At 65.5% G+C, this 14132-nt stretch carries 13 protein-coding genes; 7 read left to right on the forward strand and 6 right to left on the reverse strand.

Annotated features, from left to right (window positions below; translation table 11 throughout):
- Window positions 1-165: 165 nt before the first annotated feature.
- The 6 genes from AC1D09_RS00100 (at window position 166) to AC1D09_RS00125 (ending at window position 6453) form a co-directional block, all read left to right on the forward strand.
- Window positions 166-1281, forward strand: a complete 1116-nt coding sequence (locus AC1D09_RS00100; protein WP_477662902.1) for a Re/Si-specific NAD(P)(+) transhydrogenase subunit alpha — start codon at window positions 166-168, stop codon at window positions 1279-1281.
- Window positions 1278-1988 carry a hypothetical protein gene (locus AC1D09_RS00105; RefSeq protein ID WP_477662901.1) on the forward strand — a complete coding sequence of 237 codons (711 nt, stop codon included), beginning with the start codon at window positions 1278-1280 and terminating at the stop codon, window positions 1986-1988. The genes AC1D09_RS00100 and AC1D09_RS00105 overlap by 4 nt, the downstream gene beginning before the upstream one ends.
- Window positions 1989-1994: 6 nt before the next feature.
- The gene (locus tag AC1D09_RS00110) at window positions 1995-2321 is read left to right on the forward strand and encodes an NAD(P) transhydrogenase subunit alpha part 2 (protein WP_074580127.1); all 327 of its coding nucleotides are present in this window, start codon (window positions 1995-1997) and stop codon (window positions 2319-2321) included.
- Window positions 2318-3742: an NAD(P)(+) transhydrogenase (Re/Si-specific) subunit beta gene (locus tag AC1D09_RS00115; RefSeq protein ID WP_477662900.1), complete on the forward strand. Its 1425-nt coding sequence runs from the start codon at window positions 2318-2320 to the stop codon at window positions 3740-3742. Before AC1D09_RS00110 ends, AC1D09_RS00115 begins: the two co-directional genes overlap by 4 nt.
- A 164-nt stretch (window positions 3743-3906) precedes the next feature.
- The gene (locus AC1D09_RS00120; RefSeq protein WP_477662899.1) at window positions 3907-5595 is read left to right on the forward strand and encodes a long-chain-fatty-acid--CoA ligase; all 1689 of its coding nucleotides are present in this window, start codon (window positions 3907-3909) and stop codon (window positions 5593-5595) included.
- Window positions 5596-5691: 96 nt separating this feature from the next.
- Window positions 5692-6453, forward strand: coding sequence for a 5'-methylthioadenosine/adenosylhomocysteine nucleosidase (locus tag AC1D09_RS00125; protein ID WP_477662898.1), 762 nt, complete (start codon window positions 5692-5694; stop codon window positions 6451-6453).
- Window positions 6454-6469: 16 nt separating this feature from the next.
- Here the strand turns inward: AC1D09_RS00125 and AC1D09_RS00130 are convergent, their stop codons facing one another.
- Complete coding sequence (locus tag AC1D09_RS00130; RefSeq protein WP_477662897.1) at window positions 6470-7300, reverse strand: YecA/YgfB family protein; 831 nt, start codon at window positions 7298-7300, stop codon at window positions 6470-6472.
- Window positions 7301-7395: 95 nt separating this feature from the next.
- Between AC1D09_RS00130 and AC1D09_RS00135 the strand changes: the two genes are divergently transcribed.
- A complete protein-coding gene (locus tag AC1D09_RS00135) occupies window positions 7396-9123 on the forward strand; it encodes an FMN-binding glutamate synthase family protein (RefSeq protein WP_477662896.1) in 1728 nt (575 codons plus the stop codon).
- A gap of 15 nt (window positions 9124-9138) precedes the next feature.
- On the opposite strand, the gene AC1D09_RS00140 is transcribed toward AC1D09_RS00135, so the two are convergent.
- The 5 genes from AC1D09_RS00140 to lptA all read right to left on the reverse strand — a co-directional run bounded on the left by AC1D09_RS00140 (window position 9139) and on the right by lptA (window position 14068).
- Window positions 9139-9555 carry a putative toxin-antitoxin system toxin component, PIN family gene (locus tag AC1D09_RS00140; protein ID WP_477662939.1) on the reverse strand — a complete coding sequence of 139 codons (417 nt, stop codon included), beginning with the start codon at window positions 9553-9555 and terminating at the stop codon, window positions 9139-9141.
- 5 nt (window positions 9556-9560) lie between these two features.
- Window positions 9561-10958, reverse strand: coding sequence for a THUMP domain-containing class I SAM-dependent RNA methyltransferase (locus AC1D09_RS00145; RefSeq protein ID WP_477662895.1), 1398 nt, complete (start codon window positions 10956-10958; stop codon window positions 9561-9563).
- 8 nt (window positions 10959-10966) lie between these two features.
- A complete protein-coding gene (locus AC1D09_RS00150) occupies window positions 10967-12505 on the reverse strand; it encodes an RNA polymerase factor sigma-54 (RefSeq protein WP_477662894.1) in 1539 nt (512 codons plus the stop codon).
- 135 nt (window positions 12506-12640) lie between these two features.
- Window positions 12641-13423, reverse strand: a complete 783-nt coding sequence (gene lptB / locus AC1D09_RS00155) for an LPS export ABC transporter ATP-binding protein (RefSeq protein ID WP_007872691.1) — start codon at window positions 13421-13423, stop codon at window positions 12641-12643.
- Between the two features lie 15 nt (window positions 13424-13438).
- Window positions 13439-14068 carry a lipopolysaccharide transport periplasmic protein LptA gene (lptA, locus tag AC1D09_RS00160; protein ID WP_477662893.1) on the reverse strand — a complete coding sequence of 210 codons (630 nt, stop codon included), beginning with the start codon at window positions 14066-14068 and terminating at the stop codon, window positions 13439-13441.
- Window positions 14069-14132 lie beyond the last annotated feature (64 nt).

The following is a 14132-nucleotide window of genomic DNA, read 5'->3' on the forward strand; positions in this document are numbered from 1 at the left end:
CCCCGGTCACGCAAAAACTATAGACTGCCCTGACAAAAAATCGCAAAAATCTCATGTAAGCTTCATGACAGGTACAAATACAGACACGCAGAAGACAGATCACGCACAAGCCCATCCACGGGCTGATGTCCACCAAGCCCATACCAACGTACTGAGGAGAGACCCATGCTGATTGGGGTACCCGCCGAAATCACGGCCGGAGAAACACGCGTCGCCATCACGCCCGAGACGGCCAAAAAACTCAAGGCCCAGGGGCACACCGTCCGTGTGCAGTCGGGCGCCGGCGTCGCCGCCAGCGTTCCCGACGAGGCCTACACGGCCGTCGGCGCCGAGATCACCGACGCGGCGGGCGCCTACGGCGCCGACATCGTGCTCAAGGTGCGCTGCCCGCTGGACAGCGAAATGGGCTTGGCCAAAGCCGGCGGCGTGCTGGTCGGCATGCTCAATCCTTTCGATGCGGCCGGCCTGCAGCGCCTGGCCGCCGGCAAGCTGACCGCCTTTGCCCTTGAAGCCGCGCCGCGCACCAGCCGCGCGCAAAGCATGGACGTGCTGTCCTCGCAGGCCAATATCGCCGGCTACAAGGCCGTGATGATGGCCGCCGACCGCTACCAGCGCTTTTTCCCCATGCTGATGACGGCGGCCGGCACGGTCAAGGCCGCGCGCGTGGTGATCCTGGGCGTCGGCGTTGCCGGCCTGCAGGCCATCGCCACGGCCAAGCGCCTGGGCGCGGTGATTGAGGCCAGCGACGTGCGCCCCAGCGTGAAGGAGCAGGTCGAATCGCTGGGCGGCAAGTTCATCGACGTGCCCTATGAAACCGACGAAGAGCGCGAAGCCGCCGTCGGCGTGGGCGGTTATGCCAAGCCCATGCCGCCCAGCTGGCTGGAGCGGCAAAAGGCCGAGGTCGCCAAACGCGTGGCGCAGGCCGACGTGGTCATCACCACGGCACTGATCCCGGGTCGCGCGGCACCGGTGCTGGTGACCGAAGAGATGGTCAAGGCCATGAAGCCCGGCAGCGTGATCGTCGACCTGGCCGCGCCGCAGGGCGGCAACTGCCCGCTGACCGAAGCCGGCAAGACCGTGGTCAAGCACGGTGTGACCTTGATCGGCGAAACCAATGTGCCGGCGCTGGTCGCGGCCGACGCCAGCGCGCTTTATGCGCGCAACCTGCTCGACTTCCTCAAGCTCATCATCACCAAAGAGGGTGAGCTCAAGGTCGACCTGGAAGACGACATCGTCGCGGCCTGCCTGATGACGCAGGGCGGCGAGGTGAAGAAAAAATGACCGGCAGGCTGCTTTCGCTGGTGATGCTGGCAGCCGCAATGGCTGCATTGCCTGCGCATGCCGAAACCGTCAAGGTGGGCAGGGCCAACATCGAGCTGCCGGAGGGAAACTGGAAAGCGCTGACGACCAGCGACGGACAAGACAAAGTGGACGGCAATGGCACGGGGGGTGCGCTGCCTACCGAAACCCGTTCGTTTGCCTTCATCTCGGGCGGCCGCGTGATGGCCATTCTTTATGTGGACTCGTCGAAGGGCGGGGGGCTGCGTGTCAACTGGGTCAATACCTGCACGAGCAACCAGAATGTCCATGCCCTGAACCTGACGAAAGATCCCAATGCGCTCGAATGCATCCGCGCGTCAATCCCTTTGAAGGCGGAGCTCTATCTCAAGCGTGCCATGCCCGAGGTGCTGAGTGCCATGGAAAACAGCGGCATGGCCGTGCCGCCGGCCTTGCAAGCCATCGGCGTGACGGTAGGCAGCTCCGGCGGCACCAGCATGCACGTGAATCTGCTGGTGGTGCCGGGCTTTCTGGGTTTGCAGGGCGAAGAAGCTTCAAGCCTTCCGGCGTACCTGAAACCCGGCCAGTTTGTGTGGGCGCGCCAGCTGGCCGCGGCCGTCAAGGGCAGCGTCTACTCCATGAGCGGCAACATGGCCCTCCCACCCCTGGCCTTTGCCACTCCCCGTGTTACTTCATCAACCTCTCAATAGGCGATCATGGAAGCAGTTTCCCCCACCATCATCAACCTGATTATTTTTGTACTGGCCATCTACGTGGGCTACCACGTGGTGTGGACCGTCACGCCGGCCCTGCACACGCCGCTGATGGCGGTGACCAACGCGATCTCGGCCATCGTGATCGTGGGCGCCATGCTCGCAGCCGCGCTGACCGAAACGCCGCTGGGCAAAACCATGGGCGTGCTGGCCGTGGCGCTGGCGGCCGTCAATATCTTCGGCGGCTTTCTGGTGACGCGCCGCATGCTGGAGATGTTCCGCAAAAAAGAAAAGAAGGCCGCCGCGCCCGCTGAAGGAGCCGCCAAATGAGCATGAACCTCGTCACGCTGCTGTACCTGGTGGCCTCTGTTTGTTTTATTCAGGCGCTCAAGGGCCTGTCGCATCCCACCAGCTCGATACGCGGCAACCTGTTCGGCATGGTGGGCATGGCCATTGCCGCGCTGACCACGGCCGCGCTGATCGTCGAGATCTCGGGCGGCAAGGCTCTGGGCATGGGCTATGTCCTGCTGGGCCTGGTGGTCGGCGGGGGCTATGGCGCCTGGCGCGCCAAGACGGTCGAGATGACCAAGATGCCCGAGCTGGTGGCCTTCTTCCACAGCATGATCGGTCTGGCCGCGGTCTTTATCGCCGTGGCCGCCGTGGCTGAGCCCTATGCCTTTGGCATTGCGGCCAAGGGCAGCGCCATTCCCACCGGCAACCGCCTGGAGCTGTTCCTGGGTGCCGCCATTGGCGCCATCACCTTCAGCGGCTCGGTGATCGCCTTCGGCAAACTGTCGGGCACCTACAAATTCCGCCTGTTCCAGGGTGCGCCGGTGCAGTTCGCCGGCCAGCACAAGCTGAACCTGGTCCTGGGCCTGCTGACCATAGGCCTGGGGCTGGTGTTCATGTTCACGGGCAGCTGGCCCGCCTTTTTCGCGATGCTGGCGCTGAGCTTCGTGATGGGCGTGCTCATCATCATCCCTATCGGCGGCGCCGACATGCCGGTGGTGGTGTCCATGCTTAACAGCTACTCGGGCTGGGCCGCGGCCGGCATCGGTTTTTCGCTGAACAACTCCATGCTGATCATCGCCGGCTCGCTGGTCGGCTCCTCGGGTGCCATCCTCTCGTACATCATGTGCAAGGCGATGAACCGCTCCTTCTTCAACGTGATCCTGGGCGGCTTCGGCGGCGAGGCCGGCGCGGCCGCCGCGGGCGCCAAGGAGCAGCGGCCCGTCAAGTCGGGCTCGGCCGACGACGCCGCCTTCATCCTGGGCAATGCCGAAACCGTGATCATCGTGCCGGGCTACGGCCTGGCGGTGGCGCGCGCGCAGCATTCGGTCAAGGAACTGGCGCAAAAGCTCATCGACAAGGGCGTCAACGTCAAGTACGCCATCCACCCGGTGGCCGGCCGCATGCCGGGCCACATGAACGTGCTGCTGGCCGAGGCCGAAGTGCCCTACGACCAGGTGCATGAAATGGAAGACATCAACGCCGAGTTCGGCCAGGCCGACGTGGCCATCATCCTGGGCGCCAACGACGTGGTGAACCCCGCCGCGCACGTCAAGGGCAGCCCCATCTACGGCATGCCCATCCTGGAGGCCTACAAGGCCAAGACGGTCATCGTCAACAAGCGCTCCATGGCGGCCGGCTACGCGGGCCTGGACAACGAACTCTTCTACATGGACAAAACCATGATGGTGTTCGGCGATGCCAAAAAGGTGATCGAGGACATGGGCAAGGCCATCGAATAAGCGCGGACTGGGAGTTTGCCCGCGGCCGTGCGCCGCGGGACTATCCACTTTAGAGGGGCTTCCCTTCTGATTTCCCGGGTTTCCTAGGGAAAACGCAATAGCCACGAAGAGGGCAGGCCGTGAGAATCCATGGCTGTAAGCAAAACGTAATGGAGAAGACAAACATGAATGCAGCGACCATTGACCGCCCATGGCTCAAGGCCTACCCGCCGGGCGTTCCCACCGACATCGACGCGTCGCAGTACCCGTCGCTGGTGGCCTTGATGGAAGAAAGCTTCAAAAAGCACGGCAGCCGCGTCGCTTACAGCTTCATGGGCAAGGACGTCACTTTCGGCCAGACCGACAGCCTTTCGCTGGCCTTCGGTGCCTACCTGCAAAGCCTGGGCCTGACCAAGGGCGACCGCGTCGCCATCATGATGCCCAACGTGCCGCAATACCCCGTGGCTGTGGCGGCCATCCTGCGCGCAGGTTATGTGGTGGTCAACGTCAATCCGCTGTACACGCCGCGCGAACTCGAGCACCAGCTCAAGGATTCGGGTTCCAAGGCCATCGTCATCATCGAGAACTTCGCCAACACGCTGGAGCAGTGCATCGCCGCCACCCCGGTCAAGCACGTGGTGCTGTGCGCCATGGGCGACCAGCTGGGCATGCTCAAGGGCGCGCTGGTCAACTACGTGGTGCGCAACGTCAAGAAGATGGTGCCGGCTTTCAACCTGCCGGGCGCCGTGCGCTTCAATGACGCCGTGGCCCAGGGCACGCGCCTGACGCTCAAGCGCCCCGACATCAAGCCCGACGACGTGGCCGTGCTGCAATACACCGGCGGCACCACCGGCGTGTCCAAGGGCGCGGTGCTGCTGCACCGCAATGTGATCGCCAACGTGCTGCAGTCCGAAGCCTGGAACGGCCCGGCCATGGCCAGCATGCAGGCCGGCAACCAGCCTACCTATGTCTGCGCGCTGCCGCTGTACCACATCTTCGCCTTCACCGTGAACATGATGCTGGGCATGCGCACCGGCGGCAAGAACATCCTGATCCCCAATCCGCGCGACCTGCCCGCGGTGCTCAAGGAACTCTCCAAGCACAAGGTCAACAGCTTCCCGGCCGTCAACACGCTGTTCAACGGCCTGGCCAACCACCCGGACTTCAATACGGTGGACTGGTCGCACCTGAAGATCTCGCTGGGCGGCGGCATGGCCGTGCAAAGCGCTGTCGCCAAACTGTGGCTCGAAAAAACCGGCTGCCCAATCTGCGAGGGCTACGGCCTGTCCGAGACCTCGCCCTCGGCCAGCTGCAACCCGACCAACAGCAAGGCCTTCACCGGCACCATAGGTGTGCCGATTCCCGGCACCTGGTTCAAGCTGCTCGACGATGACGGCAACGAAGTGCCGCAGGGCCAGCCCGGCGAGATCGCCATCAAGGGCCCGCAGGTCATGGCCGGCTACTGGCAGCGCCCCGACGAAACCGCCAAGGTCATGACGCCCGACGGCTACTTCAAGTCTGGCGACATCGGCGTGCTGGATGAAAACGGCTTCTTCAGGATCGTCGACCGCAAGAAGGACATGATCCTGGTGAGCGGCTTCAACGTCTACCCCAACGAGATCGAGGACGTGGTGGCCAAGCTGGCCGGCGTGATGGAATGCGCCTGCGTGGGCGTGGCCGACGACAAGTCCGGCGAAGCCGTCAAGCTGGTGATCGTCAAGAAAAACCCGGACCTCACCGAAGCCCAGGTGCGCGAATACTGCAAGACCAACCTGACCGGCTACAAGCAGCCCAAGGTGGTGGAGTTCCGCACCGAGCTGCCCAAGACACCGGTCGGCAAGATTCTGCGGCGCGAGCTGCGAGATAAAAAATAACTTATCGGTAAACAGTTTTAGAGCCTGCAAAGGTTTTCTAAGGGGCGGCGCAAGTCGCCCTTTTTTGCGTCCATGCCTTCTGGGCACAATCCCTTCATGCCGATTTCCTCCGCCGCCCCGATCGCCATCCTCAGCGCCCTGTTGCAGGAGCAGCAAGGCCTCATGGAGTTGCTGCACCAGCCGCACAAGGTCAGGCACGCCGGCCGCGACTTCTGGCTGGGCGACTTGCATGGTCGGCCGGTGGTGCTGGCCTTGTCGAAAATCGGCAAAGTGGCGGCGGCCACCACGGCAACCGCGCTGATCGAACGCTTTGGCGTGCGCCGCATGGTCTTCACCGGCGTGGCCGGCGGCCTGGGTGCCGGCGTGAATGTGGGCGACGTCGTGGTGGCCAGCGATTTTGTGCAGCACGACTTCGATGCCTCGCCACTGTTTCCGCGCTACGAGGTGCCGCTGTACGGCCGCAGCCGTTTTGAGGGCGACGCGGCGCTCACGGCACTGCTGTTCAGCGCGGCCTCGGCGGCGCTCGGTGATGGCGGCGCCAGCGCGGCCTTCCCGGGCGCGCGCGTGCACCAGGGGCTGATCGCCAGCGGCGACCGTTTTGTCTCAGGCGCCGGCGAGTCGCGAGGCCTGCATGCCGCGCTCACGGGCGCGGGCCATGAGGTGCTCGCGGTCGAGATGGAGGGTGCGGCTGTGGCGCAGGTGTGCCACGACTACGGTGTACCCTTTGCGGCCGTGCGCACCATCTCGGACCGCGCGGACGACAGCGCGCATGTGGATTTCCCGCGCTTTGTCGAGGAAGTGGCGAGCCGCTACGCGCATGCGATTGTGGAGAAGCTGCTGCTGTCGCTGGAGCCTTGACCGCAGCGGGGAAACCTCAGCCCGCGCCGTGGCACTTCTTGTATTTTTTCCCGCTGCCGCAGTGGCAGAGGTCATTGCGCCCCGGCGTGGCCTGGGCGCGCACCGTCTCCACTTTGGGCCCCAGCGTCTTCCACAGCTCGCGCAGGTCGTACACCGCCCAGATGGCCTCGCCAAAAGCATTGAGCCGGGCGATGCTGGTGCTGGGCGCGCCGTTTTCGCTCAGCGGTGAAACTTCGGGCGCGGCCGTGTCGTCCTCGGTCATGGCCACCACGGCTTGCAGCGCGCCGTCCAGCCATTTGGCGGCGTCCTTGTCGCGCGGCGCCATCCATTCGTCGGGCCAGCTTTCGACCGCGAACATAAAACCCAGCGCCCAGACCTGCGCAAATGCGGGAAGGTCCTCGCGCTTGAAGGCCGCGCGTTCCTCGGGCGCCATCTCGGCCACGGCGCCGCGTATGTCCATCACCTCGGGGTGGTAGCAGTTGTCGTCTTCCAGCGAATCGACTTCCGAATCCAGCGCGACGGCGACTTCCTGCCAGCGCTGGTTCCACAGCGTGAGGAAGCGCTCACGTTGGCCATCGTCCGCGAAGGAGCCGCCTTCCGGGTCCGGCGCCTCGCCCTCGGCGGGCACGGCCAGCAGCACGGGCAGGTATTCGTCGGCGGCGATAGGCCGGCGCGAGCAGATCACGGCGGCCATAAAACCTTCGCAAAACTCCCACTGCGGCGTCTCGTCGTAGCGGGTGCGCAAGTCGTCGAGGATGGCGTCGAGCGCGTCAAAGTCCTCGGCTTCAAGGAAAGCCGGCTCCGGCGCGGGCGTTGAGGGTATGGCGGATTTGGGGGTGGGCTTCATGAAAAACAGTCCTGAGCCTCACGCGAGGCTCTTATGATGCAAAGTGTATCTGCCGCATCGCGGTTATTCTGCCCCTCCCCCACGGAAGCGCCACCATGTTCCTCCAGCGTCTGGATGCCCGGTTCCCGGTTCGTTACTCCTTCATGGCCTTGTGCGCGCTGGGCGTGCTGCTGGCGCTGCTCAGCCTGGCGGTCTTCGGCGTGGGCCGGTTGACCCTGCTGGCCCTGCTGGCGTGTATCGCGCTGGTTGGCGTGGGGGTGCACGACTTGCGGCAAACCCGGCACGCGGTGTTGCGCAACTACCCGGTCATAGGCCATATGCGCTTTCTGTTCGAGTTCATACGGCCCGAGATGCGCCAGTACTTCATTGAAAGCGACAGCGAGGCCACGCCGTTTTCGCGTGCCCAGCGCACGCTGGTCTACCAGCGCGCCAAGGGCGAGCCCGACAACCGGCCCTTCGGCACGCAGCTCGACGTGGGCGCGCAGGGTTATGAATGGGTCAATCATTCGATGTCGCCGACCAAACTGGCTTCGCACGACTTCCGCGTCTGGATAGGCGGCTCGCCCGAGCATCCCTCGCCCTCGGTCGAGCCCTGCACCCAGCCCTACCATGCCAGCGTCTTCAACATCTCGGCGCTGAGCTTCGGCTCGCTCTCGGCCAACGCCATCATGGCGCTCAACAAGGGTGCCAAGCTGGGCGGCTTCGCGCATGACACGGGGGAAGGCTCGATCTCGCAGCACCACCGGCTGCACGGCGGCGACCTGATCTGGGAAATCGGCTCGGGCTACTTCGGCTGCCGCAACGAGGACGGCAGCTTCAGCGAGGAGCGTTTCGCCGCCAATGCGCGCGACCCGCAGGTCAAGCTGGTCGAGATCAAGATGAGCCAGGGCGCCAAGCCCGGCCACGGCGGCATACTGCCCGGCCCCAAGGTCACCGCGGAGATCGCCGCCGCGCGCGGCGTGCCGCAAGGCAAGGACTGCATCTCGCCCTCCAGCCACAGCGCGTTTTCCACCCCGGTGGAAATGATGCATTTCATCGCCAGGCTGCGAAAGCTCTCGGGCGGCAAGCCGACCGGCTTCAAGTTTTGCATAGGCCACCCCTGGGAGTGGTTCGCCATCGTCAAGGCCATGCTGGAGACCGGCATCACGCCGGACTTCATCGTGGTGGACGGCGCCGAGGGCGGCACGGGCGCTGCGCCGGTGGAGTTCACCGACCATGTGGGCGCGCCGCTGCAGGAAGGCCTGCTGCTGGTGCACAACACGCTGATCGGCGTGAACCTGCGCAGCCGCATCTCCATAGGCGCGGCCGGCAAGGTCGTCAGCGCCTTCGACATGGTGCGGCTGATGGCGCTGGGCGCCGACTGGTGCAACGCAGGGCGCGGCTTCATGATGGCGCTGGGCTGCATCCAGGCGCAAAGCTGCCACACCGGCAAGTGCCCGACCGGCGTCACCACGCAGGACCCGGTGCGCCAGCAGGCCCTGGTGGTGCCCGACAAGGCCGAGCGCGTGCGCAACTTCCACCGCAGCACGCTGCATGCGCTGCAGGAGCTGGTGCAGGCCGCGGGCCTGTGCCACCCGCGAGAGGTCAACGCCCACCACATCGTGCGCCGCCTGACCGACACCGAGGTGCGGCTGCTCAGCAACCTCATCATGCGGGTGGAGCCCGGCGCACTGCTGGGTTCGCTGGAAAAACAGAACACCGTGTTCAGCTACTACTGGCCGCTGGCCAGCGCGCACAGCTTTCGCGCCAATGGCGCCGCCATGCAGGCGCCGGCCGGGCCGGACGGCGCTGCGGTTTCGGGCGCCAGCGTCGCGGCGGCCTGAACAGGCCTGCTGCCGCTAAGCCCGCAGGGCGCTCTGCGCCTTGACGCCGAGGCTGCCCAGCCGTTTGGCCATGGAGAGCACGTCCTGGTCCTTGCTTAACAACAGGGCTTTGGCCGCCACCGCCAGGTCTATGAATTTCTGGTCGTCGGCATCGCTGCAGGTGACGCTTGCCTTGGGCGCCGCCTCCAGCAGCCGGGCGTGGCGGTCAAAGGCCGCGAGCACGTCGTCGGCGCTCAACTGGTAAAACGCCAGGCGCGGCGCGATCTGCGGGTAAGCCAGCACACGCGCGAGTTCGTCGCGCATGGGCGCAGTGGCCAGCCAGTCGAGTTCGCCGGCTTGCAGCGCCTGCTTCAGCGGCTGCGCGGCCGCATCGTTGAAGACAAACAGGTCGAGGACGATGTTGGTGTCCAGCACCACGGGCTGGCGCGCCATTGCCGTCACGGCGCCGGCTCGCGCGCCGCGCCCGGCTTGCCGCGCGCGGAGCCGGCCACCATGTCGAAGCGAAACAGCCGGCATTCGATGGGGCCGTTCCACATGGGCACGCGGCGCGATTCCTTCAGGCGCATCTTGCCGGGCAGCTTGAGGTCGGGCGTCAGCACGTGGGCCGTCCAGCCCGCGTAATTTTTCTTCCAGTGCGCGGCCAGCTGCGGAAAGAAGTCGGCGGCTTCCTCGCCCCAGGCGTTTTGCGCCTGTTCACGGCCCGGGTTGGCCGAGCGGTCGCGCGAGGTCTCGAAAGCGGGCTCTTCACGCGTGTCGCCGCTGTCGGGCCCCAAGGGCTGGCCGAACTCGTCGATGGGCTGGTTGCGGTGGTCGTGCTGGACTTCCCGGCCCTGCTGGCGGCGCTGGTCGCGGCCTTGCACGCCGGTGATGCCGGCCACACCGGCGACGTCGATGCGCTCGCCATAAGGCGGGTTCACCAGCATCACGCCCGAAGGCGCGGGCGGCATGCGCTGCAGCGCGTCGCCGCCGCGGAATTCCACCGCATTGGCCACGCCGGCACGTTCGGCATTGCGCTCGGCGAAGTCGACCATGCGGAAAGAGACGTCACTGCCGAACACCGGTGCCGTGGGCTCGGTGATGGCGGCTTCGGCCTGGTCCAGCAGGCCGTCCCACACATGGCCCTGGAAGGGCAGATACTTCTGGAAAGCAAAGCGCCGGTTGATGCCGGGCGCGATGTTGCAGGCGATCTGCGCGGCCTCGATGGCGATGGTGCCCGAGCCGCAGCAGGGGTCGTAGAGCGGCACACCGGTTTTGCACAGCTGGTCCCAGCCGCTGGCGGCAATCATCGCGGCGGCCAGGGTTTCCTTCAGCGGCGCGTCGCCCTTGTCCTCGCGCCAGCCGCGCTTGAAGAGGGGCTCGCCCGAGGTGTCGATGTAAATCGTGACGGTGTCCGTCGTCAGGTGCACATAGACACGCACGTCGGGCCAGCGCGTGTCGACGCTGGGCCGCACGTCATCGAACTTGGCGCGAAAGCGGTCGGCGATCGCGTCCTTGATCTTCAGCGCCGCGAAGTTCAGGCTGGTCAGCGGGCTGTGCTGGGCGGTGATCTCGACCTTGAAGGTCTGTTTGGGCGTGAACCAGATCTCCCAGGCCACGTTGGCGGCGGCGTTGTAGAGGTCCTGCTCGCCGCGGTACTGGTTGTGCTGCAGCTCGATGAGCACACGCTGCGCCAGGCGGCTGTGCAGGTTGAGCTGCAGCGCGTCGCGCCAGGAGGCCTGCAATTGCACGCCGGCGCGCCAGGCCTTGCCCTGGATGCCGGTGACGCGCTGCACCTCGGCGGCCAGCAGGGCCTCGACGCCCGCGGCGCAGGGTAAAAATAACTGGAGTTGATTCATGAGGCGGTTTAGAGAGACTTACGCAGATTTGCGGGTGCGATGCGCAAGGCTTCACGGTATTTAGCCACGGTGCGGCGCGCACATTCAATGCCCTGCTCCTTGAGCATCTCGGAAATCTGGTTGTCGCTGAGCGGTTTTTTCGCGCTTTCGGAGGAGACGAACTGCTTGATCAGCGCGCGCACCGCCGTGCTCGAGGCGTTGCCGCCGGTTTCGGTGCCCAGCGCGGAGCCGAAGAAATACTTCAGTTCAAAGGTGCCGAACGGCGTGCCCATGTACTTGGCGGTGGTCACGCGTGAAATGGTGGATTCGTGCAGGCCCAGTTCGTCGGCGATTTCGCGCAGCACCAGCGGGCGCATCGCGAGCTCGCCGTGCGTGAAGAAACTCTTTTGCCGCTCGACGATGGCGCTGCTCACGCGCAGTATGGTGTCAAAGCGCTGCTGGATGTTCTTGATGAACCAGCGCGCCTCCTGCAGGCGTTGCTGCAGCGCCTGGCCGTCCTGGCCCTTGTGCTGCTTGAGGGCATTGGCGTAGATGTCGTGCACGCGCAGGCGCGGCATCACGTCGCCGTTGAGCGTGACCTTGAAGCCCCGGCCCGACTTCACGACGATGACGTCGGGCACGATCAGGTTGCGTTCCACGTTGATGAAGCGGCGCCCGGGTTTGGGGTCCAGCCGGCCTATCACGGCGATCGCGCCCTTGATGGCGGCTTCGGTGAACCCGCACAGGTAGGACAGGCGCTTCACGTCGCGTTTGGCCAGCAGCTCCATGGGATGCTTGCACACGGCAATGGCGGCGCGGGTTTCCTCGCAGTCCTTGCAGTCGAGCAACTGCAGGCCCAGGCATTCGGCCAGGTTGCGCGCGCCCACGCCGGCCGGCTCCATGTGGTGCAGCAGCTTGAGCGCCATGGCAAAACGCTGCTCGAGGTCCTCGGCCTGTTCCAGGTCGCCGCCGGCCAGGCCGGCCGCGAGCGAGGCCAGGCTGTCTTCGAGGTAACCGTCGTCATTGAGCGACTCGATCAGGAAATGCAGGGCCGCGCGGTCTTCCTCTGAGAGGCGCAGGCCCAGCGACTGGCGGTGCAAATGGTCTTGCAGCGACTCATGGCCGCCCGTGAGGTCCGAGGCCTCGGCCTCGCTTTCCTCGTTGTTGTTCTTGCGCGCAGGCGCATCGCTGCCCCATTCGCTGTCGTCGGGGGTGGTCTCCACCGTGCCGTCGCCTTCCCAGCTTTCCTCGAGCTTGGGTTCCGCGCTGACCTCGGCCTCGCCGGCCGCTGAAAGGCCCGCGTCTTCCGCGCCGCCGCCGGCCGTTGCATCGGCGGCCGATTCAAACTCGCGGCTGTCCTGGCTGACCGGCGTGTTGACATGCTCCAGGCCGAACTCCTCGCGCACTGCGGTTTCGTCCGACACCTCGAGAAACGGGTTTTCGTCGAGCATCTGCTCGACTTCCTGGCTCAGCTCGAGCGTGGACAGCTGCAGCAGGCGTATCGACTGCTGCAGCTGGGGCGTCAGCGCAAGATGCTGCGAGACGCGGAGCGAGAGGCCCTGCTTCATGTCAAGGAGCTTTGAAGGAAGCGCAGAAAAAGTGCGAGCGGGGGCCGCGGATCTGGCTTTGCCAGGCCGCAGGCGCCGCCCCCTCGAGGGGGGAGGGAGCTACACGAAGTGAGCGACAAAGGGGGGGAGCCATCTTTACATTTTGAAGTGCTCGCCCAGATAGACGCGGCGCACATCGGCGTTGTTCACGATCTCGGACGGCGTGCCCTGGGCCAGCACGTGGCCGTCGCTGATGATGTAGGCATGGTCGCAGATGCCCAGCGTTTCGCGCACATTGTGGTCGGTGATCAGCACGCCGATGCCGCGCGACTTCAGGAAGCCGATGATGCGCTGGATCTCGATCACGGCGATCGGGTCTATGCCAGCGAAGGGTTCGTCAAGCAGGATGAAGCGCGGCTGGGTCGCCAGGGCGCGGGCGATCTCGACGCGGCGGCGTTCACCGCCCGACAGCGCCGGCGCCGGCGAATTGCGCAAATGGTCCACCCGCAGGTCCTGCAGCAGGGCATCGAGCCGCGACTCGATGTCGGCGCGGCCCAGCGGCTTGCCGTTCGCGTCCAGCTGCAGTTCAAGCACGGCGCGCACGTTTTCTTCCACCGTGAGCTTGCGGAAAATCGAGGCTTCCTGCGGCAGGTAACTCAGGCCCAGGCGGGCGCGCAGGTGAATCGGCATGTGCTCGACTGACTGGCCGTCGATGGAAATCTCGCCGGCGTCGGCGCGCACCAGGCCCACGATCATGTAGAAGGAGGTCGTCTTGCCGGCGCCGTTGGGCCCCAGCAGGCCCACGACCTCGCCTTTTTGCACGGCCACCGAAACGTCCTGCACGACCTTGCGGCTGCCGTAGGATTTTTGCAGCCCCTGCGCCACCAGGCGGCTGGGGGTTGCGGCCTTGGCCGCCGAAGTGTCAGTCACCACATCCATCTGTGCAGGTTCTTTCTATTTCTTTTCGGTGCCCAGCGTGGTGCTGGGGCGCAGGGCGGCGGGCGGGGCTGCGGGGGCGGGCGCGGCGCCCGGGGCCGATGCGGCGGCGCGCGGCGACAGCATGGCGCGTATGCGCCCGCTCGGGTTGGCGGCGGTGCTGTTCTGCGCGCCGCCGTCCACGGTGAAGACGTCGGTGTTGTTGTCGTAGACGATCACGGCGCCCGTGGTTTCATCCACCAGGGTGGCGCCGTTGTAGCGGCGCACCACGGCGCGCTTGATGAATTTGACCAGGTCGGCGCGGCTGTCGTATTCGATGCGCTCGCCCTCGCCTTCGATGTATTCGTCGACGCCGTCGCGTTTCTTGCGGTAGAAGGCCAGCTTGCCGGGCGCCGCGATGGCGATCGCCTGCTGGTAGCCCTCGGGGTCCTGGCTCACGTCGACCCGCGCGCCGCGCACGATGGTCGTGCCCTTGGTGATCACCACATTGCCGGTGAACACGCTGGTTTGCTTCAGGTCGTCATAACGCAGGGCATCGGCCTCCGCGTTCATGGGCTTGTCCCGGTCGGCTTTTTCGGCCCAGGCCGGAAACGCCGCCCCCAGCGCCAAAGCGGCCGGCAGGACGAGGAAATAAAGGGGGTGTTTCATAAGGCACGAATCTTGCTGCTTTGGGTTGGGCCATTGTAGCCATGCAAGCTGTGGGAATGGCTTG

The organism is Polaromonas sp. P1_A2, from assembly GCF_056406895.1.

What these genes read in the sequence shown, in the direction of transcription:
- AC1D09_RS00150 (WP_477662894.1), bottom strand. Translation starts at nt 12,505, where the DNA reads ATGAAGCAGGGCCTCTCGCTCCGCGTCTCGCAGCATCTTGCGCTGACG.
- lptB (WP_007872691.1), bottom strand. Translation starts at nt 13,423, where the DNA reads ATGGATGTGGTGACTGACACTTCGGCGGCCAAGGCCGCAACCCCCAGC.
- AC1D09_RS00145 (WP_477662895.1), bottom strand. Translation starts at nt 10,958, where the DNA reads ATGAATCAACTCCAGTTATTTTTACCCTGCGCCGCGGGCGTCGAGGCC.
- AC1D09_RS00115 (WP_477662900.1), top strand. Translation starts at nt 2,318, where the DNA reads ATGAGCATGAACCTCGTCACGCTGCTGTACCTGGTGGCCTCTGTTTGT.
- AC1D09_RS00100 (WP_477662902.1), top strand. Translation starts at nt 166, where the DNA reads ATGCTGATTGGGGTACCCGCCGAAATCACGGCCGGAGAAACACGCGTC.
- lptA (WP_477662893.1), bottom strand. Translation starts at nt 14,068, where the DNA reads ATGAAACACCCCCTTTATTTCCTCGTCCTGCCGGCCGCTTTGGCGCTG.
- AC1D09_RS00135 (WP_477662896.1), top strand. Translation starts at nt 7,396, where the DNA reads ATGTTCCTCCAGCGTCTGGATGCCCGGTTCCCGGTTCGTTACTCCTTC.
- AC1D09_RS00130 (WP_477662897.1), bottom strand. Translation starts at nt 7,300, where the DNA reads ATGAAGCCCACCCCCAAATCCGCCATACCCTCAACGCCCGCGCCGGAG.
- AC1D09_RS00110 (WP_074580127.1), top strand. Translation starts at nt 1,995, where the DNA reads ATGGAAGCAGTTTCCCCCACCATCATCAACCTGATTATTTTTGTACTG.
- AC1D09_RS00140 (WP_477662939.1), bottom strand. Translation starts at nt 9,555, where the DNA reads ATGGCGCGCCAGCCCGTGGTGCTGGACACCAACATCGTCCTCGACCTG.
- AC1D09_RS00105 (WP_477662901.1), top strand. Translation starts at nt 1,278, where the DNA reads ATGACCGGCAGGCTGCTTTCGCTGGTGATGCTGGCAGCCGCAATGGCT.
- AC1D09_RS00120 (WP_477662899.1), top strand. Translation starts at nt 3,907, where the DNA reads ATGAATGCAGCGACCATTGACCGCCCATGGCTCAAGGCCTACCCGCCG.
- AC1D09_RS00125 (WP_477662898.1), top strand. Translation starts at nt 5,692, where the DNA reads ATGCCGATTTCCTCCGCCGCCCCGATCGCCATCCTCAGCGCCCTGTTG.